The sequence below is a fragment of the Embleya sp. L77 genome (assembly GCF_055557415.1).
Window position 1 is genome coordinate 6,103,524 of sequence record NZ_CM145709.1, and the last position, 23,880, is coordinate 6,127,403.

Below are 23,880 nucleotides of genomic sequence, written 5' to 3' on the forward strand. Positions count from 1 at the left end.
CGGCGTCGGTTTTTGCCGGGGTGCGGTCAGCTGGTGGTCGGCTCCTTGTGCGCGACGGCTGCGACGAAGCGCTCCACGAGTTCGCCCGCCGCGTCCGCGTCGAGCAGGTCGACGCGGTGTTGCAGCAGGCCCACCACGTCGTCGCCGTCCGCCCACAGATCCACCGACACCGGCAGGGCGGTGCGCTGAGCACCAGGGGTCGGTGCGCTCCCCGGCTCCGGCGCCACCGGCTCCAGCCATACGCCGGGGGCGAGTTCGCGCGGCGCCGGCAACGCCTTGCGCAGGGTCAGGGCCAACCAGGGCAGCGCGCGGCGCAGTTCCGGAGCCCCGCTGCGCACGCCCGCGTCCAGGAGGGCCTGGGCGGAGATCGCCGAGGCGTCCGCCGCCCGTCGGGGCGCGCCTGCCGGCAAGGGCGATGCGGCCGGTTCGGCGTCCTGGTCCCGATCCATCGCCGACAACGTCAGGGTCGCCAGTGGGGCGACCAGATCACGCGTATCCGCCGAACGACCGGGCTCGACCCGGCCGACCACGACCGAGGATCCCCACTCCCGGGGCAGCACCCGCAGCAGCGCCCCGGTCAGCGCGTGCTCCATCGGGACGCCACGCGCCAGGGCCAGGTCGGATGCCGCCTGCACCGCCGCCGCGTCGAGCCGAACGGGCACCAGGCCGGTGTCGTACCCGCCCTCGGGAACCGGCACGGTGTCGGCCAGCGAGGAGCGGAACGCGGTGACGGCATCCGCCAGGGCCACCCCGGAGGAAGCCTCCCGACGAGTCTGGGCGAGTGCGGCGAACGGCACCGCGACGGGTTCGACCGCGACGGCGCCCGCGTAGGCGTCCGCGAACTGCGACACGATCACCGCGAGCGACGCGGCGTCGGCCACCGCGTCGTGCACGCGGATCTCCAACTCGAACCGCTCGTCCTCGAACTGCCGCAGCGCCGCCCGCAACAGCGGGCCCTCGGCCAGGTCGAACGGGGCGTCCATCGCCTCGTCCGGCCCGGCCGCCGCGCCGGCTGCCGCGGTGTCCCGCAGATCCTCCTCGAAGAGATCGAACTCCACGTGCGGCGAGATCAGTTGGCTGCCGTACTCGGCGACCGGTTCGAAGCGGGTGCGCAGACACTCCTGACGTCGCACCACCGCCGTCAGCGCCTCGGCCACCCGACCGGTGTCCACCGCGCCGGTCAGCCTCGCCCGAACCGTCAGACCGGGAGAGGTGATCCCGGGCACCAGCCGTTCGGCGTGGCACAGCGCACGCTGTTCGGGCGACAGCGCGACCCTGCGGTCCGCGACCTCGCCGGCCGCCGTCGGCGAAGCCGCCGCACGATCGACCACCGCCGCCCACGCGCGCACCGTCGGTTCGGCGAACAACTCCCATACCGGAAGTTCGAGTTCGTACTCGGTACGCAGCCGGGAGACCACCTCCATGGCGAGCAGGGAGTGGCCGCCCAGGTCGAAGAAGCTGGTCCGGGCATCGACCTCGGGCAGGCCCAATACCTCGCCCCAGACCTTGGCCACGGCCGTCTCGGTCGGACCCTCCGGCGCCCCGCCCTCGTCGATGCCGGCGGCCCGTTCGTCCCCGTCCCCGTCCGGGCCGTCGACGCCGGGTTCCTGCCAGGCGAGCAGCGCCGCGTGATCGACCTTGCCGTTGTCCGTCATCGGCAGTGCGGGCAGGAACGACATCCGATCGGGCACCATCGGCTCCGGCAGGAATCGACGGGCGTGCGCGCGCACGTCGGCAACGCTCGGTGTGTGTCCCGGCTCGGGCACCAGATAGGCGGCGAGCGCGTCCGCGTGCACCAGCACCGCCGCCTGGCGGACCGCGGGCAGCTTCTCCAACACGGCCACCACCTCGCCGGGTTCGACCCGATGACCGCGGATCTTGACCTGGTCGTCGGTGCGCCCGAGGAAGTGCAGATCGCCGTCGGCGGACAGCCGGACCACGTCGCCGGTGCGATACATGCGTGCGCCGGGCACCCCGGAGAACGGGTCCGGCACGAACTTCTCGGCGGTCAACGCCGGTCGCCGGTGGTAGCCGCAGGACACCTGGAGCCCGCCCACGTACAACTCGCCGCGTGGCCCCGGCGGAAGCAGCTCGCCGTCCGGGTCCAGGACGTAGAGCCGGGTGCCCGGGATGGCGTCCCCCAGCGGCAGTCGGGTCGGATCCGAGATCGGCGCGAACGTGGCGTAGACCGTGGTCTCGGTCGGGCCGTAGCCGTTGTGCAACGACTCGGTGCGCTCCAGGAGTTCGCGGGCCAACCGCTCGGTCAGCTTCTCGCCGCCGCCGAACGCGCGCACCCGATGCCGGCCGGCCGTACCCAAGCCCGCGAGCACCAGCATCCGCCACAACGACGGCGTGGCCAGGACCGTGGTGACCCGGTGCCGGTCGATCAGGTCGAGCAGCACATCGGGGTCGCGGGTGCGATCGTCGGGCGGCAGCACGACGGACGCGCCCGCCGCCAACGGAACGAACACGTCCGTGATGGACATGTCGAACGCGATCGAGGCCACCGACAACACCACGTCGCCCTCGGCGATGGCCGGCCCGCGTGCCCGCAACGCCCGGACCAGGGTGGCCAGTCCGCCGTGCGTGGCCAACACGCCCTTGGGCGTGCCGGTCGAGCCCGACGTGTAGATCACGTATGCCGGATCCGAACGGAACAGGCGCACCGGCCGGGCCCTTCCGCCCGGCGGCTCCGCATCCAGGTGCAGCGCCGGGGCCGCGTCGGCGACCGTCGCGGGCGCATGCCGGTCCACCAGGACGAGTTCGGGGCGCGCATCCGACAGGGTCAGCGCGATCCGCTCGTCGGGGTGGGCGGGATCCAGCGGCACGTACACCCTGCCTGCCCGCAGGCAGCCCAACGCGGCGGCCACCAGGGCCGCTCCGCGCCGTCCGCACACCGCCACCCAACCGCCCGGCGAGACCCGATCGGCCACCACCGCCGCCCAGCGGTCCGCAGCCGCGTCCAGCGCGGCGAACGAGGTTTCGCCGCCCGCGTCGAAGACGGCCGTCAGGTCCGGCGACCGGCGCGCGACCGCGGCGACCGAATCCGGAAGGGACACGATCGCCGACTCGGCGCGGGCGCCACTCGTTTCGCTCTCGCGATCGGGAACAGGCATCGTCATCCGTTCCGAGGCGACTCGGCACACGCCTCATTTGCCGGGGCAATCGCATTACCTGCACGATTACCCCGGATCGGTGAAGGGCGCAAAAATTCTGTCGCGTCTCTGTACGGAATCCGTCGAAATTCCGGGCGCCGACGAATATCCGCGTAGCATCGTCATGCATTCCGACCGACGCGTCCGAGAAAGCGATCGAACGAAGAGGTGCACGCGTGAGCCGAGTCGACAGCGAACAGGTGGACCGGGAACAGGTGCTCGCGTTCCGCGCGGCATGCCACCATCTGACCGACGCGGATCCGGCGCCCGACCTGTGGGCCGCGGCGGCCGCCGCCGGGGCACAGAACACCCCGCCCGGCAACGGGCCGCTCGCCCTGCTGGCCCGGTCCCCGGGACTGACCGCGGCCGAGGTGGACCGGGCGCTGGCCGAGGACAAGTCGCTGTTGCAGGCATGGACGGTGCGCCAGTCGCCCTATCTGTTCCCCACCCGCGACCTGCCGGTGTTCACCCGGCCGATGTTGCCGGAGGACGAGGAATCCTGGCGGGTGGCCGTCCAGGGCTTCGTCCCGATGCTCGACGGGACTCGGCGCTCGGCGGTCGAGGTCGTGGAGCTGACCCGGGCGGCGATCGAAGATGCCCTGGACGGACAGGTGTTGACCAAGCGCGAGCTGGGTGTGGCGCTGGGGAAGCGGATGCCCGACGAGTTCTCCGGATGGTTCGAGCCGGACACCTTCAGCAGCTTCACCGCCATCCTGGCCCGGGCCGTCTCGCTCACCGGCGTGTTCGTGATCGCGCCGCGCGCGGGCCGCGAGGCGTCGTTCGTACGCACCGACCAGTGGCTGGGCAAGAAGCCGCCGCACCGGTCGGCCCCGGCCGCCCGCAAGGAGTTCGTCCGCCGCTACCTGCGCGCGTACGGGCCCTCCACGCCCGAGCACCTCGCGGAGTGGGCGGGCACCTCGCAGACCGTCGCGGCCAAGGCGTGGCAGGCGGCGGCGGACGAACTGCGCGAGGTGCGCTACGACGGGCGCACGACCTGGATCCACCGCGACGACCACGAGGCGCTCACCACGTCGCCCGAGGTGCGCGGGCTGCGCGTACTGCCGGCGTACGACCCGTGGCTGCACCTGCGCGACCGGGCCACCGCCGTCCCCGACCGCAAGCTGCACAAGCAGGTGTGGAAGCACACCGGCAACCCCGGCGTGGTGCTGCGCGACGGCGAACTCGCGGCGCTGTGGCGCGCGCAGAAGAAGGGCCGGACACTGCGGCTGACCGTGGAGGCGGTACGCACCCTGCGCAAGGCGGACCGCGAGGGCATCGAGAAGCTCGCCGCCGACATCGCGCCGTTCCGGGGCTGCGCCAAGGCCGAGACGGAGTTCGCGGACTGAGCCGGCGGCCGGGCAGTCGCGCCGATCGGGCGCGGCGGGCGGCGGGCTCGGCCGACACCCGGCGTCGCGCGCCTCACGCGCCCGGCCTGGCGGCCGGCCCGCCCGGGCCGTCGGTAACCGCGCGCCCGGCTCGCCCGCCCGGCCGGCCCGGTCGGCACCCGAGCGCCCGACGCGCCCGGCCCGGCCCACCGGCCCCGCCCGCCCGGCCCCTCGGCACCCGCGCGCCGATCGCGACAGATCCGGCAAAGATCTCGCGCGGTCGGGCGGGTGATGTTCGAGCATGTGGTGGCGTCCGACGTACCGCGCGCCCACCCGTCGGGCGAGGCGCGCCCGATCGCGAGGAGACCACCGTGCAGGCGCAGTCGCGACCACCGACCACGTCCCGCCGCCGCTCGTGGCTCGTGTCCACGATCACCGTCCTGGCCGCCGTGGCGACCACGCTCGCCGTCCCGTCCTCGGCCGTCGCGGCCCCCGGGCCCAAGGTGCCGAAGCTGACCTGGACCGGGTGCGGCGGCGGCTTCGAGTGCGCGACCGCCACCGTGCCGATGCGACCGGGGGCGACCGCCGACACGCGGACCGCCGACCTGGCGCTGATCCGCATCCCGGCCCGGGACCGGGCGCACCGGATCGGCACGCTCTTCGTCAACGGAGGGCTCCAGGGCGGCAACGGCGTGGCCCTGCTGCGCACCCGCACGGCCCCCTTCGCGGCCCTCGCGGACCGGTTCGACGTGGTCGGCTTCGATCAGCGCGGCCAGTCGAACAGTTCGCCGAGCGCGCACTGCATGACCTACGAGCAGGAGCGGGAGATCGAGGAACCGCTGCCCGCCTACCCCACGCTCGCCGACCGCCCGGCCAAGCTCGCCGAGGCCAAGGCGTTGACCACCGCGTGCGGGCGCAACACCGACCCGACCCTGCTGCGCACGATGAGCACCGCCGACTCGGCCGCCGACCTGGACCTGCTGCGCCGGGCCGTGGGCGACGATCGGCTCAACTACCTGGGCCAGTCGTACGGAACGGTGCTCGGACAGATCTACGCGGCGCGCTACCCGCACCGGGTCGGCTCGATGGTGTTGGACGGGACGATCGACGGCCGCGGGTACGTGTCGAATCCGCTGCGCTTCGACCGGGAGCAGCTCGTCGCGAGCGAGTTCGCGCTGAGCCGCTTCCTCGACTGGTGCCGGGCCACGCCCGCGCTGTGCTCGTTCGGCGCGGGTGACCCGGCGGCCGCCTTCGACGCCCTGGTGGCCAAGCTGGAGCGCAACCGACTCGCGTATCCGGGGCGGCACGACATCCTCACCGGCGGCCTGCTGCTCACCCAGGTCATCGGGGGACTGATCAACTCCGCCGACTGGCCGCGTTTCGCCGGCTACCTGTCCGCGACGGCCGCCCAGGACGTGCCCACGACCGAACCGCCCACCGGCCCGGACGACGTGACCGCCCAACAGCTCGCGAACTCCTGCCTGGACCGGGACATCCCCACCGATCTCCGGGCCCACGACCGGCACTTCACGGCGGCGGCCGCGGCATCGGCGCACTTCGGCCGGCTGTACGGCTACGGCGAACTCAAGTGCGCGCTGTGGCCGGTCCGGGCCGACCACCGATTCGAGGGCCCGTGGCGCTACACCGGCCGTGATCGGGCGCTGGTGATCGGCGTCGAGGGCGACCCGCTCGCGCCGCTCGCCTGGGCCCGCGACGTGACCGAAACCATGGGCCGGGCCCGGCTGTTGAGCGTCAAGGGCGACGGGCACACCGCGTTCGGTCGGGGCAGCGCGTGCGTCGACGGCGCGATCACGGCCTACCTCGTGTCCGGGCGGCTGCCCGGCCGGGGCGCGAGCTGCACGTTGCCCGGTCCGTCCACGCCGCCTGCGCCGCCCGCCGGCGCGGCCTCCTGAGCGCGGGTCGGCGGGTCCGCGGGTCCGGGAGCCCCCCGGACCCGCCGACCCGTGAACCCCGCCGGTGGACTCCGCCCGTGAACCCTGCCGGTGGACTCCGCCCGTGGACCCAGCCCGACGCCCCCGTGGACCCCATCGACCTCGCGGACCGAAACAGCCCGCGACCCCGACGACTCGATATCCCGACACCTACGACGCCCTGACACCCCCACGCCACGACGCCCTGACACCCCACCGCCACGACACCCCGAGCAGACACCGGAGCGGGTAGCCGATGAAGCAGAAATCACCCCCGGTACCACCGCTGTTCAGCCCGGCCTTCCTGGCCGACCCCTACCCCACCTACGCGCATCTGCGGCGAACCACGCCGGTGCACCGCATCGCGACGCCGCAGGGCTTCGACATGTGGCTGCTGACCCGGTACGAGGACGTGCGCGCCGCGCTGACCGACCCCGGGTTCAGCCGCGACCTGCACCTGGCCCCGCCGGAGGCGACCGCGCTCACCGGTGATCCGGACAGCGCGATGAACCGCAACCTGCTCACCCTCGACCCGCCCGACCACACCAGGGTGCGCAGGCTCGTGCAGAGCGCGTTCAGCACGCGCCGGGTCAACCTGCTGGCCGATCGGGTCGAGACCATCGTCGGGGGACTGCTCGACGCGGCCCCGCGCACGCAGCCGTTCGACCTGATCACGGCCGTGGCCCATCCGCTGCCGATCACCATCATCTGCGAATTGCTCGGGGTGCCGGCGACCGAGCGCGACGACTTCCGCGCCTGGACGGACGGCATGGTCTCCAGCGCCCGTCCGGACTCGCAGCGGCTGCTGCGGCAGGCCCAGGAGGACCTGCTGGCGTACTTCCTCGACCTGATCCGCCGCAAGCGGGCCCGGCCGGGCGCCGACCTGCTCAGCGCCCTGGTCGAGGCGCGGGACGGCGGCGAGCGGCTGTCCGAGGCCGAACTGGTCGGCATGGCCTTCATGTTGTTGGTGGCCGGCCACGAGACCACGGTGAACCTGATCGCGACCGGCATCAAGCTCCTGCTGACCCACCCGGGTGAGCGCGCCCGACTGACGGCCGAGCCCGCGCTGTTGCCGGCGGCGATCGACGAGATCCTGCGCTACGACGGGCCGGCCGGGATCGCGTTCATGGTGACCCGGCGCGAGGTCGAACTGCCCGGCGGCGTGGTGCCGGCCGGGGCGGTCACCGCGGCGCTGTGGCACGCGGCGAATCGGGACCCGGAGCGTTTCCCGGATCCCGACACCTTCCGCATCGACCGGACCGAACGTTCGCATCTGGGCTTCGGCCACGGCATCCACCGCTGTATCGGCGCGCCGCTGGCCACGATGGAGGCACGCCTGGCGCTGGGCGCCATCCTCGACCGGTTCCCCCGCATGCGGTTGGCCGTACCCGCGAGCGAACTGCGCTGGCGGCCCGCGCCGTTCTTTCGCGGCCTGGTGGAGCTACCGGTCGTAGCGGACCCCGACGCCGACTGAGTCGACCGGGCCGGGGGTGTGCAACGCGGCACGGGCCTCCCACAGTTCGGGAAAGGGCGCCGCCAGGCGCCGGGCCAGGAAGTCGGCGCCGGTGGTGCGACCCGTGCCCGGTCGGGCACCGATCTGCCGCACCACGACCTCGACGTGCGCCAACTGGCAGCGCCGCACCGCCTGGGCCAGATCGACCAGGCCCTCGGCCAGCAGATACGGCAGACCCGAATGCGGCGCTCGCCGGTAGACCTCGGCCACGGTCAGATCCCGCTCGGCCAGGGCGGTCAGGAAACCGCGGAACAGCTCGCTGTCCGCGCCGTACAGGCCCAACGCACGGTAGAGCGCGCGAAACTGCCCGGACTGGGCCCCGCTGGCCCGGCCCAGCGCGCCACGGAAACGGGCGAAGGAGGAAACGGTCAGCCGCTCCAGGACGGTGAAGTGTTCGGCGATCATGGCCAGTACGTGCGTCGTGCGGCGGACCTGCTCCAGGCACAGTTCCAGGTCGCGTGGTCGGGAGCGGAGCGCGTCGGTGGCCAGGCCCAGGTCCAGGAGCGCCTGCTTGAGCCACAACTCGCAACTCTGATGGGTCACGATGAAGAAGTGCTCGGCGGCGTACGTGGACCGGTCGCTCTCCGCCGTGGTCGGGGCCTGCGCGGTCAGCACCGTCGCCAGGCGCAGGTACCCGTCGTAGGTCGGCTCGGCGCCGTCGGCGGCACTCTCGTGCGCGGCCGACGTGCGGGCCGCGGAGCCGTTCACGCCCGGCCGCCGCACGCCGCGGCCAGCACTCGTTCGACGCCCGCCGCCAGCAGGTCGCCGTCGCCGCAGAAGGCGATCCGCAACAGCCCGTGCGACCGGGGCGAGTACCCGATGTCGGTCACCCGGCACTGCGCGTCGACTGTGGGCCGCAGTGCGAAGCCCCGGCCGGGCGCGACCGCGGTACCGTGCTCGGCGAGCAGTTCGGCCGCGAACACCTCGGCGTCCAGGCCCACCGAGGCCACGTCGAGCAGCGCGTACCACCCGCCCGGCGGCACCCGTCCGAGCAGGCCCGCCGCCACCAGGCCCGGCAGCGCCCGATCCCGGTTCACGCGCACCGTCTCGCGGTTGCGCGCCGCCGCCTGCGGCACGCCCAGCGCGGCAAGGGCGGCGTACTGCACGGGAGTCGGCGGTGCCACGATGCTGGCCTCCTGGACCACGCGCAGCGCGCTCGCCGCCTGGGCGTTCGGGACGGCGATGTAGCCGAGTCGGTAGCCGGTCATCGCGTAACTCTTGGAGAAGCTGAACGCCGAGTGCACCAGCCGTTCCGGCTCCGGCACATCACGCTCCAGCGAGGCCATGGACACGTGCTCGCCCTCGAACACGAAGTGTTCGTAGGCCTCGTCGCTGATGATCCGCCAGCCTCGCCGCCGGGCGATGTGCAACACGTCGCGCAGGAAGGGCTCGTCGAGCACCACGCCGGCGGGGTTGGCCGGAGTGTTCACCAGGATCAGCCGGGTCCGCTCGCTGCCGGCGTCGGCCAGCGAGTCCGGATCGGGGCGGAAGTCGCGGTCCAGGGGGTAGAACCTCGGTCGCAGCCCGGCCAGCAGGGCCTGCTGGAGGTGGATGGGCCAGTGGATCTCCGGCAGCAGGATCTCGGCGCCGGGCTCGGCCATCGACTGCATCAACGCCGCGAGCCCCTGACACGAACCCGGTGCGACGAACACCCGGTCGGGGCCGGTGTCGTGGCCGTTCTCGCTCGCCAGCTTGGCGGCCAGCGCCTCGCGCAGCTCGATCATGCCCTCGGCCGAGGTGTACGCGGCGCGCCCCTCGCGGGCCGCCGCGCTCAGGGCCTCGATCGCCTCGATCGGCGGCCCGAACGCCGGTTCGCCCACGTGCAGTCGGATCGGCGCCCGACGGTGGACCAGCTCCCACGCCTGGGCGGACCGGAACACGTCGTGCAGACACGACGGCGGGATGGACGCCGCGCGGGAGACGGCCGGATGCGCGGCGCTCATCTCGAAGGTCGACATGATGGCTCTCTTTCCGCCGGTACGGCTGTGGCTACGGCGATGCGGACGAGGTCGCCGGACACGCCCCCACGGGTCGCGCCGACGGGAGCGGGCTCGGGACCGGAGCGGCTCGCGGCCGGCTCGGGCCCCGGGGCGCGCTCGGGATCGGGTCAGGACCTCGGCCGGGGCGCGAACTCGTAGAGGTAGAAGCTCTGCAGGTCCGCCGGCCGGTTGCCGATGACGTTCGTCGACAGCGGCCGGAATCCGTTGAGTTCGAGGTCGCGGCGCACGATCAGCGGCGAGAGCTTGTGCTCCTCGTCGAAGGAGGTGGTCAGGTCGTCGCGGGTGATCTGCAACTCGGCCAGCACCACGGTCCAGTTGTCCTTGGCCATCGCGTAGTCGATGACGAACTTGTACCAGTGCCACAGCGCGCGGCGGCGTTTGGCTTCGAGGTCGCGCGACCACTGCGGGACGACGCCCTGGGTGCGGTAGGCGTCCACCTCGCGCTGCGTGGTCAGCACCAGGCCGTCGGCCAGATGGATCACCTCGGCGGTGGTCACCCGGGCCGCGTCGGTGTCGTCGCAGTACTCCGGGCAGAACTCGTCGCCGATGATCAGCACGCCGTCGTCCACGAGCAGGCTGCGCACATGGTCGAGGTAGGTGTTCGGCAGATGGTGGTGCGAGCCCCAGGAGATGACCACGTCCAGCGGCTCGCGCCACTCCTGGAACGGCCGGTCGAAGACCTCGCCGTCGGGGATGTCCTCGAGCCGCGCGCGGGCCTGGGCGATCAACCGAGGCTCGATCTCGTTGGCGATCACGCGGTGTCCCGGAAGGTGGTGGGCCAGCATCGCGGAGACCACGCCGGAACCGGAGCCGACGTCCATCACCGTCAGCGGGCGGCCCAGGGTCCGGGCGCGCCGGGCGACCAGGTCCACGATCATGTGGTCGCCGTCGGTGATGTCGGGGTGACCGTGGCGCATCGTGTCGCCGATGTCGATGTCGGCGAACTCGGGTCGTCCGTAGACGGTCGTGGTGTCTTCGGTGGTGGTCACGGTCGGTCCTCCTGCGCTGTCGATGAGGTGCGGTCCGTGGTGCGGATGGCTCTCGGGTGTCCGGGTGTCTCGCTGTCCGTGCCGGTGTCGAAGGTCCGGGTGTTCGGGTGTCCCGGTGTCTGTGCCGGTGTCGAAGGTTCGGGTGTTCGGGTGTTCGGGTGTTCGGGTGCGGAGCGCGCGGTAGCGCGCGCCGCGTGCCGGGCGTCGGTCGAGCTGCGCGGGCCGGCCCGGGCCTACGCGGTACGACCGCCGTCGACCGGCAGCAGGACGCCGGTGACCCAGGCGGATCTCTCGGCGTCCAGGAGCGCGCACACCCAGTGCGCGACCTCGTCCGGAGTACCGAAACGCCCCATGGGTGTGCCGGCCAGCAGACCCGCGCGCAGGGCCGTGGTCGCGGGTCCGTCCAGGCCGAGGTCGTCGTACATCGGGGTCTCCACCGGTCCGGGCAGCACCGCGTTCACCCGTACCTCGGGTGCCAGCTCCCGGGCCAGCGAACGGGTCAGGCTGTTGAGCGCGGCCTTGCTCGCGCCGTACAGGGAGCGCCCCGGCATGGCCAGTGCACCACCCACCGAGGAGACGTTGACCACGCTGCCGCGGTGCGCGCGCAGCGCGGGCAGGCAGGCCCGGATCAGGGCGACCGGGCCGCGCACATGGGTGTCGAGCATGGCGTCCAGATCCTCACTCGCGGCACTCTCCAACGGCGCGAACCGGGCCACGCCGGCGTTGTTGACCAGACCGTCGATCCGGCCCAGCCGCTCGATCGCGGCGCCGACGAGGGCATCCGCGCCGCCGTCGGCGCGCACGTCCCAGGGCAGTACGGCCACCCGGGCCCGCTCGCCACCGGCCTGCCGGACCAGTGCCGCGGTCGCCTCCAGTGCCTCGACGCGCCGGCCCACGAGGGCGACCGACGCCCCGGTACACGCGGCCCGCACGGCGACCGCGGCGCCGATGCCGGAGCCGGCACCCGTGACGAGAACCGCCTTGCCCGCGAGCGCCTTCGAGATTTCCCACGCGGCCGAATCCACAGTGTCCATCCACGGTGTCGTAGGTGTCATGGGTGTCGTTGGAGGTCTTTGGAGGCGTATCCACTCCACCTGTACACAGTGCCGTCATGTTTACCGGTGAAATGCCGTGGCGCCATGATTCTTTCCCGGATGTTTCCCGCCGCGCGGAAGCTTCTCCCCGACCGTCCCGACCGCCTTCCGATCATGTCTCGACCACCTCCCGATCACTTCCCGACTACCTTCCGAATTCCTTCGTGGTCATTGACCGGGGAGGGCAACGGGGTGATTGTCGAAAAGCCATTCCTTTGGCTGTTCGGCGAGGCGGAGCGGAGCGGAAGGCGATGACGACGACGAATACGACGGCGTGCGAAACGCGTACGATCGAGCGCGAGTCGGTCGTACTGCACGAACTGGTCGAGGATCAGGCGTTGCGCGACCCCCACGCGACGGCGGTCGTCTCGATCGAGGGCGACACCCTCAGCTACGGCGAACTCCTGGCTCGCGCCCGCGACCTGACGACCCGTCTGCGTGCCGCCGGGGTGGGGCACGAGGATCGGGTCGCGGTGACCGTGCCGCGCTCGCCCACGGCGATCGTGGCCTTCCTGGGCGTGCTGGCCGCGGGCGCCGCCTATGTACCGATCGATCCGGACTTCCCCCTGGAGCGACAGCGGTTCATGGTCCGGGACTGCCGGGTGGCCGCCGTGGTCGCCGAGCGCGGCGGCATCCCCGACTTCGTGGACGACGGTGTTCCGGTGTTGTTCGCGGACGCCGAGGCCGGCGCCGACCCCGCCGGCGAGGATCCGCTCGCGGATCTCGCGGCCGGCCGAGTACGTCCCGACCAGGCCGCGTACGTGATCTACACCTCGGGCTCCACCGGCACGCCCAAGGGCGTCGTGGTCGAACACGCCGCCGTGGTCTCGCTCGTCCTGGACGACGAACGCATCGCGGTGCAGCCCGGCCAGTCGGTGGCCCAGTACGCCCCGATGGCCTTCGACGCCTCGACGTTCGAGATCTGGGCCGCACTGTGCCGCGGCGGCCGGGTGGAGATCCTGCGAGGCGGCCCCGTCGCGGTCGAGGACCTGTCCGCCGAACTCGCCAAGCGGCGCCCGGACTGGCTGTTCCTGACCACCGGCCTGTTCCACGTCCTGGCCGACCACGCGCCGCACGCGCTGGAACCGGTGGGCACGCTGATCACCGGGGGCGACGTGTTGTCCCCGCAGCACGTCCGAACGGCCGCCGGCGTTCCCGGGCTTCGGGTCCTGGCAGCCTACGGCCCCACGGAGACCACCACGTTCGCGTCGCTGCACACGATCGACCCGGACGACACGACCTGCGATCGGGTGCCGATCGGCACGCCGTTGGGCGGCCGCACGATGTACGTCCTGGACGAGGACCTGCGCGAGGTCGCGCCCGGCGAGAGCGGCGAGCTGTATCTCGGCGGGGCCGGAGTCGCCCGGGGCTATCTGCGGCGTTCCGCGCTGACCGCCGAACGTTTCCTGCCCGACCCCTTCGCGACCGACCCGGCGAGCCGGATGTATCGCACCGGCGACCTGGCCCGGCGCCGCGCGGACGGTGCGTTCGAGTTCCACGGCCGCACCGACCGCCAGGTCAAGATCCGCGGCTTCCGGATCGAACCGGGCGAGATCGAGGCCGTGCTCAACGCCCGCCCCGAGGTGGCCGAGGCCGTGGTCGTCGTGTTCGGCACCGAGGCGGACAGCAAGCGGCTGGTCGGCTATGCGGTCCCGGCCGGCGACGCCCGGGTGACGGCCTCCACGATGCGCACCTGGCTGCGCGAGCGGCTGCCCGCGCACATGGTGCCCGGCACGTGTCTGGTCCTGGACGAGATGCCGCACGACCCCAACGGCAAGCCGGACCGCGGCGCCTTGACCGCCCCGTGGTCCAGCCGCGACCGACTGGGCGAACTGCCCGAATACCGGGCACCGCAGAGCGAGGCCCAGTCGCTGATGGCCGACGTCTGGGCCGAGGTGCTCGGGCTGGACCGGGTCGGCGTCGACGACAACTTCTATGAACTCGGCGGCGACTCCATCCTCAGCGTGGACACCATCGAGCGGCTGCGCCTGCTGGGGATCCACTGCTCGGCCGGAGCGTTCTTCCGGCACCAGACGATTGCGGAACTGGCCGAGGCGACCGGCGGCGAGCGAAACGGCGCAAGCTGATGGAGATCACCGCACCGCCGGCGGGCCCGCACGTACGCTACGACGACGTCGACGTCACCGACCCCGGCGTCTACGAGGAGTGCCAACACGCCCGGTGGCGGGCGATGCGAGCGGACACGGCGGTCACCCGACACACCGCCCCCGCCACGGGGGACGTCTTCTGGGGCTTCCCCCGGTATGCCGAATGCGACCGCATCGTCAAGGACCACCGGGTCTTCGGCTCCGAGGACGGCACGATCCTGGCCTCCGTCGGCGTCGGGGACAGCGCCGGCGGCCGGACCATCACGCTGATGGACCCGCCGCGGCACGGCGACATCCGCCGGCCCACCATGCGCACCCTCGGGCACTCGGTCGTGCGCAAACGCGCCGCCGGGATCCGCGAGCGGGTCCGCACCCTGGCACAACCCTGCCTGGACGGCGGCGAACACGACTTCGCGAAGCTGATGCGACTGCTGCCGATGGTGGTGATCGGCGAACTGATGGGCATCCCCGACCGGTACTGGGAGACCATCGCCCACTACACCACCGCGAGCATCGCCCCCGACGATCCCGAATACGTCAGCGGCGAGAGCACCCACCAGACGCTGCGCCGCGCCCACCACGAACTCTTCGCCTGCTTCACCGAGATCATCGACGCGAAACGGGCCCACCCGGGCGAGGATTTGATCAGCGCGCTGATCACACTGGAGAGCGAGGGCGCCCCGCTGGACGACCTGCGGGTGGCGCTGAACTGCTACAGCTTCCTGCTCGGCGCCAACTCGACCACGCCGCACGTGGCTTCGCACACCCTGCTCGCGTTGGCCGAACGCCCGCACCTGTGGGACGACGCACTGGCCGACCCGAACAGCACCACGCTGCTGGTGGAGGAGGGGGCGCGCTGGACGACGCCCACGAACCACCTGGTGCGGCGGGTCCGGGAGGACACCGAGGTGGCCGGAACCACGCTGCGCAAGGGCGATTGGGTATGCGCGTGGGTGGCTTCGGCGAACCGGGACGAAAGCGTGTTCCCCGACCCCTACACCTTCGACCCGACCCGATCTCCCAACCCGCACCTGGCCTTCGGCGGCGGACCGCACTACTGCATCGGCGCACCGTCGAGCCGGATGGCGCTCGGCATGCTCTTCGACGAACTCGGCAGCGCCCTGGAAGGTGTCGAACCGGCGGGACCGATCACGCACTTGCGGTCCAACTGGATCAACGGGATCACGTCCATGCCGATGCGATTCCACCGCCGCCGGAGCAGCCGGTGAACGAGCGAGCGATGGGCGCACAGGCGACGAACGGGCGGTCGGCGAACGGTCGGACGGCGCACGAGCAGGCAGCGGCCGGGCCACCGGCGAACGGGCACGCCGCGCCGCGCCGGACGGAGGTCGTCGGCGACGCGGTGGCCGCCCTCGAGATGCCCCGCCTGGTCAGGCTCGAACACAACCTCTACGCGGCCTGCTTCACCGTGATGAAGCTGCTCCCGGCCCGCTACATCCTGGACACCGCCGCCCGCCGCGGCGAACTGCGCCCGGGCATGACCGTGGTGGAGACCAGTTCGGGCACCTTCGGACTCGGCCTGGCCATGGTGACCGCACTGCGCGGATACCCGCTGATCCTGGTCAGCGACCCGGTCCTGGACGCACCGCTGCAGGCCAGGCTCGAATCCCTGGGCGCCCGCGTGGAGATCGTCACGGAACCGGCGGCCGTCGGTGGCCACCAACGCGCCCGCCTGGACCGGCTCGACGCGATCCGCAAGGAGTGCGAACCCGCGTTCGTGCCCTCCCAATACGACAACCCGCTCAACCCGGCGGCCTACGCGGGTGTCGCCGATCTGGTCCGGCGGCGGATCGGCCGCGTGGACACCCTGGTGGGTTGCGTCGGCTCCGGCGGCTCGATGTGCGGCACCGCGTACGAGCTGCGCCGGCACCGGCCACAGACTCGCGCGGTGGCCGTGGACACCCACCACAGCGTGCTGTTCGGGCTGCCCGACGGCCCCAGGACACTGCGCGGACTCGGCAACAGCCTGATGCCGGCCAACGTCGCCCACGACACCTTCGACGACGTGCACTGGCTGGGCGCCGCCGAGGCGTTCGGGGCCACCGACCGGCTGCACCGCGAACACGCCCTGTTCATGGGCCCGACCAGCGGCGCGGCCTACCTGGTGGCCCGGTGGGAGGCCCGACGCCACCCCGACCGCACCGTGCTGGCGCTGTTCGCGGACGAGGGCCACCGCTACCAGTCCACCTCGGGCGACCCGAACTGGCTGCGCGAACACGGGCTCCATCTGCCCGTGTTGCCAGCCGAACCGCACCCCGTCACCGACCCCGCCCAGGTGCGCGGCCACTGGGACCACATGGTGTGGAACCGCCGCCCCGCACCCGGCGCCGCGCGTCGCGGCCCGGACTCGGTCCGACCCGGCCCCGATTCCGCCCCCCGGCCCGCGGACGAGCGGACGCGCGTCCGATGACCGCGACCCTGGTCCTGGTGGAGAGCAACACCACCGGCAACGGACGGGCCCTGGTGCGGGCGGCCCGTCGCGAGGGCCTGCGGCCGGTGCTGCTGTGCGCCCGCCCGGACCGCTACGACTACGTCCGTGCGGACGGCGTCCCCGTCGTGGTCACCGACACCGGCTCCGGGGATGCGCTGCTGGCCGCCGTGCGGCGGCTGCGCGGCCCGGTGGTGGGCGTGACGAGCACCTCCGACCACTACATCGAGCCGGCCGCCGGCCTCGCCCGACGACTCGGCCTGCCCGGACCCGACCCGCACGCCGTCGCGATGTGCCGGGACAAGGGCAGGCAGCGCAGCGCCCTGACCGCGGCCGGGGTGGCCGTACCGAGGAGCGTCACCGTCACCGACCTCGCGCACGTCGAGGCGGCCCGGCACCGGCTGGGCACGGGACCCTTCCTGGTCAAGCCGGTCACCGGAAGCGGCAGCGTGGGCGTACGCCTGTGCGCCGACGCGGACGAGGCACGCCGGCACGCGGGCCCGCTCCTGGCCGAGGCGGTCAACGAGCGCGGACTCGCCGTGCCGACCGGGGTGCTGCTCCAGGAATACGTGCCCGGCCCGGAGTTCTCCGTCGAGTTGATCGGCGGCCGGGTCGTGGGCGTCACCGGCAAGCACCTGGGCGCGCTGCCGCGCTTCGTGGAGACCGGACACGACTTCCCGGCCGCCGCCGACCCCGACCTGCTCGCCGCACTGCGAGCCGGCGCCGTGGCGGCCGTCACCGCCCTGGGGCTGGCCGGCTGCCCGGCCCACGTCGAACTGCGGGTGGGCCCGACCGGACCGGTCGTGATCGAGGTCAACCCGCGCCTGGCGGGCGGCCACATCCCCGAACTCGTGCTTGCGGCCCGGGGCGTGGACCTGATCGACGGCCTCCTGGCCGCGGCCCTGGGCCGCCCGGTGCCGCCGCGCCCGGCGGGAGTCGCGGGCGCGGCGGCCGTACGCTTCCTCCTCGCACCCGCGCGCGGCGTCCTGGCCGGCGTCGACGGGACCGCGGAAGCGGCTCGGCTGCCCGGTGTGCGACGGGTCGAGGTCGGCGTGGCGGTGGGCACCCCGATGACGCGACACGGCGACTTCCGCGACCGGATCGGGGCGGTCCTGACCACCGCAGCCGACACCGCGACCGCCGCGGCCGCGGCGGACCGGGCGCTGCGCACCCTCACCGTGCGCACGACGGCGAACGGGAGCCCGCGGTGACCGGGGAACGGGTGCGGGCCGAATCGGCGCCGACGGCCGAGCAGGCGGCTCCCCTGAAGGCGGCCGGCGGCGACCGGGTGCACACCGGTGGGCGCGTCCCGCTGCACCCGCGGGTCCGGGCGCTGACCCAACAGCCGGGCGTGGACGCGGCGTTCGCCGGCGATCTCGCGCTGACCACGCAGATCGACCGAGCCCACGTGGTGATGCTCGCCGAGCGCGGCATCCTGCCGGTGGCCGCCGCCGCCCGGCTGCTCGGCGCCGTGGACGCGCTGCGCGCCGAGAACTTCGCGTCGCTGCGCGGCCGCCCGGCCCCGCGCGGCTGGTACCTGATGTACGAACTGTTCCTGACCGAACGGCTGGGGCCCGACGTCGGCGGCCAACTGCAATTGGGCCGCTCCCGCAACGACCTCACCGCCACGCTCCAGCAACTCAAACTGCGCGGACCGTACCTGGACCTGCTGTGGGAGGCGCTGCGCCTGCTCGGCACGCTCACCCGCACCGCCCGCCGGCACGCCCGCACCGTGATGCCCGCGTTCACGCACCACCAACCCGCCGTGCCGATCACCTACGGCCACTACCTCGGCGGCGTCGCGGTGGCGTTGGCGGCCGACATCGAGGCGCTGGCCCGGGTGGCCGAGGACCTCGACCGCAGTCCGCTGGGCGCGGGCGGGGTGGGCGGCACCACCGTGCCCATCGACGCGGGCCGCACCGCCGCGCTGCTCGGCTTCGCCGGGGCGCGCGCCAATTCGGTCGAGGCGGTCGCCTCGCGGGACGCCGGGTTGCGGCTGACGGCCGCTGCCGCCGTGCTGGGGGTGCTGCTCGGCCGGGTGGCCACCGACTTTTCGATGTGGACCGGCCCGGACAGCGGACTGTTGACCGTGCCCGACACCCTGACCAGCGGCAGCTCGATGATGCCGCAAAAGCGCAACGTCTTCGTCCTGGAACACGTCGCGGGCAAGGCGGCGGCCCCCCTGGGCGCCTTCGTCACGGCCGCGACCGCGATGCACAAGACACCGTTCAGCAACGCCATCGCGGTACACACCGAGGGCATGCGTCCGATCGAGGACGCGGTGCGGCAACTCGCCCAGGCCGCCGAGCTGTTGCGCCTGGTGGTGGCGGCCGCGCAGCCGGACGCCGAGCGGATGACGGCGTGCGCCGAGGCGGGCTGCACGGCGGCGACCGAGGCCGCGAATCGGCTCGCGCTCGACACCGGCCTCGGTTTCCGGGCCGCGCACGCCGCGGTCGCGGGCGCGGTGCGCGAATCGCTGGCCGACGGCGGGGAGCCGCTGGCCGACGTGCTGGCCCGACTGCCCGAGGCGGCCGGCCGGACCGACCTGACGGCCTCGGCACGCACCGTCGCGGAGACCGCCGAATACGGCGGCGGACCGGGGCCGCGAGCCCTCGACCACTGTCTGCGCACGACCCGGCGCCGGTTGGCCGAGCAACTCGGCCTGCTGCGCGTGTTGCGGCAGCGCTGGAACGGCTACGAACCCGGCCTGGACGCCGCGGTGGCCGCGGTGCGGCGCGCCGGCGGCGAAGGGGGCTCCGCCGGGAGCGGCGACCGCCGGGCGGCCGACGGGGGACATACCGACCGGGCCGGCGGGTGCGATCCCGCCGACGCATCGACCGCCCGGGCCGCTGCGGATGGGAGGACCACGTGACGACCAAGCAACGCCGGGGCCCGTGGGTGACGTTGCCCCAACCGCGTCCCGACGCCGAGGTTCGGCTGTACTGCCTGCCGTACGCCGGCGCGGGCGCATCCGCCTTCCGCGACTGGCCCGGGGCGCTCGCCGCGCTCGGGTCCTACGAGGTCGCCCCGATCCAGTACCCGGGACGGGAGAACCGGCTGCGCGAGCACCCGTTCATCGACATCGACGCGATGGCCGCCGAGGTCGCCGCGAGCATCGATCGGCCGTACGCGGTCTTCGGCCACAGCATCGGCGGCCGACTCGCGTTCGAGCTGTGCCGCCGGTTGCGCGCCCTGGGCTGCCCCGACCCGCTTCGGCTGTTCGCGTCCGGGTGCCCGGCGCCGCAGCACCCACCCGCGGCGATCCGCGATTCCGACCTGCCCGACGACGAGTTCATCGCCCGCGTGGACGGCATGGGCGGACTCCCGGCCGAAGTGCTCGCCGATCCCGAACTGCGCGAACTGGTCGTCCCGGTGCTGCGCTCGGATTTCACCATGGTCGACGACTACGACTACACGCCGCAGCCCCCGCTGGCGTACCCGATCAGCGCCTTCGTGGGCGACGCCGATCCGGAGGCCGACCCGGACACCGCGGCCGGCTGGGGCGAGCAGACCGCTGCCCGCTTCGCGCTGCACGTACTGCCCGGCGACCACTTCTTCCTGCACAGCGCCCGCCGCGCCCTGCTGGCCACGCTGGTCGCCGACCTGGCCGGCGCGACCGCGGCCGCCGCCGGTTCCCCCTGACCCGCCCGCATCCGTCGACGCCGCCGACGGCGCCGATGCTCTGGAAAGGACCGTGGAGCCATGTCGGACGCAATCGCCGTCGAGGCGCTGCACAAGAGATACGGCGACGTGCGGGCCCTGGACGGCCTCGACCTCACCGTCGAACAGGGCTCGGTCCTGGGTCTGTTGGGGCCCAACGGAGCCGGCAAGACGACCGTCGTGCGGATCCTCGCCACACTGCTGCGCCCCGACTCCGGATCGGTGCGGGTGTGCGGCATCGACGTGTTGCGCGAGCCCGAACGGGTACGGCCCCTGATCGGTCTCACCGGCCAGTACGCGGCGGTCGACGAGAAGCTGACCGGCTTCGAGAACCTGCGCATGCTCGCCCGGCTCGCTCGGCGCGGCCGGGCCGAATCCCGCGAGCGGGCCGACGAACTGCTCGCGGAATTCGGCCTCGCCGACGCCGCCGGGCGCCTGGTCCGCACCTACTCGGGCGGCATGCGCCGCCGGCTCGACCTCGCGGCCGGCCTGATCGCCCGCCCCGAGGTGATCTTCCTGGACGAGCCGACCACGGGCCTCGATCCCAGGAGCAGGACGGCGATCTGGAAGGTGGTCGCCGACCTCTCCGCCGCCGGCACCACCGTGCTGCTGACCACGCAGTACCTGGAGGAGGCGGATCGCCTCGCCGACGCGGTCGTGGTCGTGGACCACGGCACGGTGATCGACCGGGGCACCCCGGAGGAACTGAAGGACCGGGTGGGCGGCGAGCGGCTGGAGATCCGGTTGGACGACGCCGGCCAGTACGAGCGGGCCGAGCAGGCGATCCGGGGGGTCGTCCGGGACAGCCCGTGCAACCACGACGGCGAGGGGCGGATCACCGTGGCGGTGGCCGGCGGGGCGCTGCTGATGCCCGAGCTGATGCGCGAGTTGCACGCGGCGCAGGTGATCGTCGTGGACACCGCGGTGCGCCGCCCGACCCTGGAGGACGCCTTCCTCGCGCTGACCGAGCGCCGCCGGAGCCCGGCCTCCGACGCCGACCCGACGCCGGCACCCCCGGAAGCCGAACACGTCACCGCGGTGACGGCCGGAAGGACGGATCAACGATGAGCGGCATTTCGACAGAAAAGACCGCGAAGACCGAGAAATCCGCGAAGCCCGGGAAGGCCGCGGGCACCGCGGAGGCGACGAAGGCGTCCGCGGTGGCCCCGGCGGGATCCGGCGCGAGCGAGCGCGACCCCGGCGGCGGGATCGGCTGGTGGTTCTCCGACGCCGGGGAGATGGCGCTGCGCAACCTCAAGCACCTGCGACGCACGCCGGACCTGATGATGTACGCGCTCATCCAACCGGTGATGTTCATCCTGCTGTTCCGCTACGTGCTCGGTGGTGCGATCGACGTGCCGGGCGGGGACTACGGGCAGTTCCTGCTGCCGGGCATCTTCGTGCAGATGGTGCTGTTCGGCTCGGTCGCGGGCACCGCCGTCGGAGTCGCCGACGACATGAGCAAGGGCATCATGGACCGGTTCCGGTCGATGCCGGTGAGCCGATCGGCCGTCCTGGCCGGCCGCACGTTCTCCGAACTGGCCCGCACCCTCGTGGCCGTCGTGGTGATGGTCGTGGTCGGGCTCCTGGTCGGATTCCGCTTCGACGGTGATCCGCTGCCGATGGCGGGCGCGTTCGTGCTGCTGTTCGCCTTCGGCTACGCGTTCTCCTGGCTCGCCGCGCTGATCGGCATGGCCGTCAGCGGCCCCGAGGCCGCCCAGGCCGGGGGCACCGCATGGCTGTTCCCCTTCACGTTCGTCAGCTCGGTCTTCGTTCCCGTCTCCTCGATGCCGGGATGGCTCCGGCCCTACGCCGAGCACAGCCCGGTGACGGTGGTGGTGGACACCCTGCGGGCCTGGCTGGGCGGCACCGACGCGGGCTCGGCCGGCTGGCAGTCCCTGGCCTGGACGGTGGGCATCGCCACGATCTGCGCCCCACTCGCCGTCGCCCGCTACCGCAACAAGTGAGGACGGCCGCCCCGGGCGTCGGGGCGGGGCGGCCGGCCGGCGGCACCTGCACGAGAAGGCGGCGCGGGTGCCGAGGAACGGCCCCTCGGCAGCGGGTGTCGTGGATCGGGCTTCCCGACGCTCGGGCGGCGGCTCACCCCTGCCGGGCCGGTCCGAACCACGTGGTGAGGGCACCGCGGAGGGCGGCGGTGTCGGGCGCGCCGCCGGCCGCCGCCGCCCAGGCGACATGGCCGTCGGGGCGGATGAGGAGCGCGGCGGGAGCGGGAATCTCGCCGCCGGCCGGGACGGGCCAGTGATCGTCCTCGCTCCGTGCGTCGACGAGGTCGACCCGATCGGCCCAACCCCGGGCCACCGCCGCCACCTCCGCGCTGCCGCGCAGGTCGAGCAGTACGGGACGGGCGGCGTGCAGCAACTCGTAGACGTGGCAATCGCCGTCGGGCGACTTGAGGTCGGCGTCGGGGACCCGGCGACCCACCAGCGGGTGCTTGCCGTCGATCGGGTACCGGATGTCCAGTCCGGTGAGCATGCCGCACAGATACCGGTTGACGTCGTCGAACACGATGAGTGAGCCGAACACGTCGCGCAACGCGTCGGTCTGGACGCCGGGGCGGGCGAGGGCCGCCTGTGCCCGGGTGTTGTGCAGAACGCGCTCCCCGACGGGGTGGCGCTCGGCGTGGTAGCTGTCCAACAGGCTCTCCGGTGCCCGGCCGTGCACCACCGAGGCGAGCTTCCACCCCAGGTTGACCGCGTCCTGCACGCCCAGGTTCAGCCCCTGCCCGCCGGCCGGGAAGTGGATGTGCGCCGCGTCGCCCGCGAGCAGCACCCGGCCGTCCCGATACCGGGCGGCCTGCCGTGCGGCGTCGCCGAACCGGGAGATCCACCGGGGGCTGTGCATGCCGAAGTCGGTGCCCGCGAGCCGCACCAGCGATTCCCGGAGCTGCTCGAACGTCGCGGGTTCGTCGCGGTCCGCCACGTGGTCGTACTCGGAGGTGATCACCCGGTACCAGCCCGGCTCGAAGGCGATCACCGAGAAGTCGCCGCCCGGACGGCGCCGCACCCAGATGTAGTCCTCGGGCAGATCGGGGAGTTCGACGTCGCCGATCAGCGCCGTCATCGTCGCCGGCGTGCCGGGGAAGGCGATGCCCGATACCTTGCGCACCGTGCTGCGCCCACCGTCGCAGCCCACCAGGTAGCGGGCGCGCAGCGAGGCGGGTGCCGCCTGCGCCGTCCCGAGCTCGACGGTCACGCCCTCCCCGTCCTGGTGGACCCCGCGCACCCCGGACGACCAGCGCACTCGCACGCCCAGCTCGGCGGCCCACTCCTCCAACAGCCGTTCGACGGCGGACTGCAGGATCATCAGCGGACGGGGATGCCTGGACTCGAACCCGTCGAAGTCCAGCCAGAGCCCGGAGAAGTGGCCCACCGACTGGAGTTCGCCGACCTTCAGGAAGCGGTCCAGGACGCCGCGCTGGTCGAGCACCTCCAGCGTGCGGGCGTGCATCCCGCCGGCCCGCGACTCGCCCGTCCGCTCGGCGAGTTGCTCGACCACCACCACGTCGACGCCCGCCAGCCGCAGCTCGCAGGCGAGCATCAGGCCGGTCGGCCCGGCGCCCGCGATCACCACGTCCGTGTCCATGCCGGTGTGCCCCACGTTGCTTCCCCTCGTTCCACTGCGCCGCAGATATCGTC

General features: G+C 73.2%; 17 protein-coding genes. 11 read left to right on the forward strand and 6 right to left on the reverse strand.

The window, feature by feature from the left end:
* Nucleotides 1–26: 26 nt before the first annotated feature.
* Nucleotides 27–3,116 (reverse strand): amino acid adenylation domain-containing protein, encoded by a 3,090-nt coding sequence (locus ACZOOI_RS26015; RefSeq protein WP_465278106.1) that lies wholly within the window; start codon nt 3,114–3,116, stop codon nt 27–29.
* A gap of 215 nt (nt 3,117–3,331) precedes the next feature.
* On the opposite strand from ACZOOI_RS26015, the gene ACZOOI_RS26020 reads away from it, so the two are divergent.
* The 3 genes from ACZOOI_RS26020 (at nt 3,332) to ACZOOI_RS26030 (ending at nt 7,885) form a co-directional block, all read left to right on the forward strand.
* Nucleotides 3,332–4,501 carry a winged helix DNA-binding domain-containing protein gene (locus tag ACZOOI_RS26020; protein WP_465278107.1) on the forward strand — a complete coding sequence of 390 codons (1,170 nt, stop codon included), beginning with the start codon at nt 3,332–3,334 and terminating at the stop codon, nt 4,499–4,501.
* 350 nt (nt 4,502–4,851) lie between these two features.
* On the forward strand, nt 4,852–6,393 hold the full coding sequence (locus ACZOOI_RS26025) for an alpha/beta hydrolase (protein ID WP_465278108.1): 1,542 nt from the start codon (nt 4,852–4,854) through the stop codon (nt 6,391–6,393).
* Nucleotides 6,394–6,667: 274 nt separating this feature from the next.
* Nucleotides 6,668–7,885, forward strand: a complete 1,218-nt coding sequence (locus tag ACZOOI_RS26030; RefSeq protein WP_465278109.1) for a cytochrome P450 family protein — start codon at nt 6,668–6,670, stop codon at nt 7,883–7,885.
* Here ACZOOI_RS26030 and ACZOOI_RS26035 read toward each other — a convergent pair.
* From ACZOOI_RS26035 to ACZOOI_RS26050, 4 genes are all read right to left on the reverse strand, one after another.
* Nucleotides 7,853–8,632: a tryptophan 2,3-dioxygenase family protein gene (locus tag ACZOOI_RS26035; protein ID WP_465278110.1), complete on the reverse strand. Its 780-nt coding sequence runs from the start codon at nt 8,630–8,632 to the stop codon at nt 7,853–7,855. The genes ACZOOI_RS26030 and ACZOOI_RS26035 overlap by 33 nt on opposite strands.
* Nucleotides 8,629–9,882, reverse strand: a complete 1,254-nt coding sequence (locus ACZOOI_RS26040; protein ID WP_465278111.1) for a pyridoxal phosphate-dependent aminotransferase — start codon at nt 9,880–9,882, stop codon at nt 8,629–8,631. Before ACZOOI_RS26040 ends, ACZOOI_RS26035 begins: the two co-directional genes overlap by 4 nt.
* Nucleotides 9,883–10,031: 149 nt before the next feature.
* Nucleotides 10,032–10,913: a class I SAM-dependent methyltransferase gene (locus tag ACZOOI_RS26045; protein ID WP_465278112.1), complete on the reverse strand. Its 882-nt coding sequence runs from the start codon at nt 10,911–10,913 to the stop codon at nt 10,032–10,034.
* Nucleotides 10,914–11,146: 233 nt separating this feature from the next.
* A complete protein-coding gene (locus tag ACZOOI_RS26050; RefSeq protein ID WP_465278113.1) occupies nt 11,147–11,947 on the reverse strand; it encodes an SDR family NAD(P)-dependent oxidoreductase in 801 nt (266 codons plus the stop codon).
* A 311-nt stretch (nt 11,948–12,258) separates the two neighbouring features.
* Between ACZOOI_RS26050 and ACZOOI_RS26055 the strand changes: the two genes are divergently transcribed.
* From ACZOOI_RS26055 to ACZOOI_RS26090, 8 genes are read left to right on the forward strand one after another with little or no spacing between them, the layout of a single operon-like run.
* Complete coding sequence (locus ACZOOI_RS26055) at nt 12,259–14,094, forward strand: amino acid adenylation domain-containing protein (protein WP_465278114.1); 1,836 nt, start codon at nt 12,259–12,261, stop codon at nt 14,092–14,094.
* The gene (locus tag ACZOOI_RS26060; RefSeq protein WP_465278115.1) at nt 14,094–15,344 is read left to right on the forward strand and encodes a cytochrome P450; all 1,251 of its coding nucleotides are present in this window, start codon (nt 14,094–14,096) and stop codon (nt 15,342–15,344) included. Before ACZOOI_RS26055 ends, ACZOOI_RS26060 begins: the two co-directional genes overlap by 1 nt.
* Complete coding sequence (locus ACZOOI_RS26065; RefSeq protein WP_465278116.1) at nt 15,341–16,546, forward strand: cysteine synthase family protein; 1,206 nt, start codon at nt 15,341–15,343, stop codon at nt 16,544–16,546. Before ACZOOI_RS26060 ends, ACZOOI_RS26065 begins: the two co-directional genes overlap by 4 nt.
* A complete protein-coding gene (locus tag ACZOOI_RS26070) occupies nt 16,543–17,775 on the forward strand; it encodes an ATP-grasp domain-containing protein (RefSeq protein WP_465278117.1) in 1,233 nt (410 codons plus the stop codon). The genes ACZOOI_RS26065 and ACZOOI_RS26070 overlap by 4 nt, the downstream gene beginning before the upstream one ends.
* Nucleotides 17,772–19,436 (forward strand): lyase family protein, encoded by a 1,665-nt coding sequence (locus ACZOOI_RS26075; RefSeq protein ID WP_465278118.1) that lies wholly within the window; start codon nt 17,772–17,774, stop codon nt 19,434–19,436. Before ACZOOI_RS26070 ends, ACZOOI_RS26075 begins: the two co-directional genes overlap by 4 nt.
* Nucleotides 19,433–20,206, forward strand: coding sequence for a thioesterase II family protein (locus ACZOOI_RS26080; RefSeq protein ID WP_465278119.1), 774 nt, complete (start codon nt 19,433–19,435; stop codon nt 20,204–20,206). Before ACZOOI_RS26075 ends, ACZOOI_RS26080 begins: the two co-directional genes overlap by 4 nt.
* 60 nt (nt 20,207–20,266) lie before the next feature.
* Entirely contained in the window at nt 20,267–21,292 is a 1,026-nt protein-coding gene (locus tag ACZOOI_RS26085) for an ATP-binding cassette domain-containing protein (protein WP_465278120.1), read from the forward strand.
* The gene (locus ACZOOI_RS26090) at nt 21,289–22,191 is read left to right on the forward strand and encodes an ABC transporter permease (protein WP_465278121.1); all 903 of its coding nucleotides are present in this window, start codon (nt 21,289–21,291) and stop codon (nt 22,189–22,191) included. Before ACZOOI_RS26085 ends, ACZOOI_RS26090 begins: the two co-directional genes overlap by 4 nt.
* Before the next feature lie 133 nt (nt 22,192–22,324).
* On the opposite strand, the gene ACZOOI_RS26095 is transcribed toward ACZOOI_RS26090, so the two are convergent.
* Complete coding sequence (locus ACZOOI_RS26095) at nt 22,325–23,842, reverse strand: FAD-dependent monooxygenase (protein WP_465278122.1); 1,518 nt, start codon at nt 23,840–23,842, stop codon at nt 22,325–22,327.
* Nucleotides 23,843–23,880 lie beyond the last annotated feature (38 nt).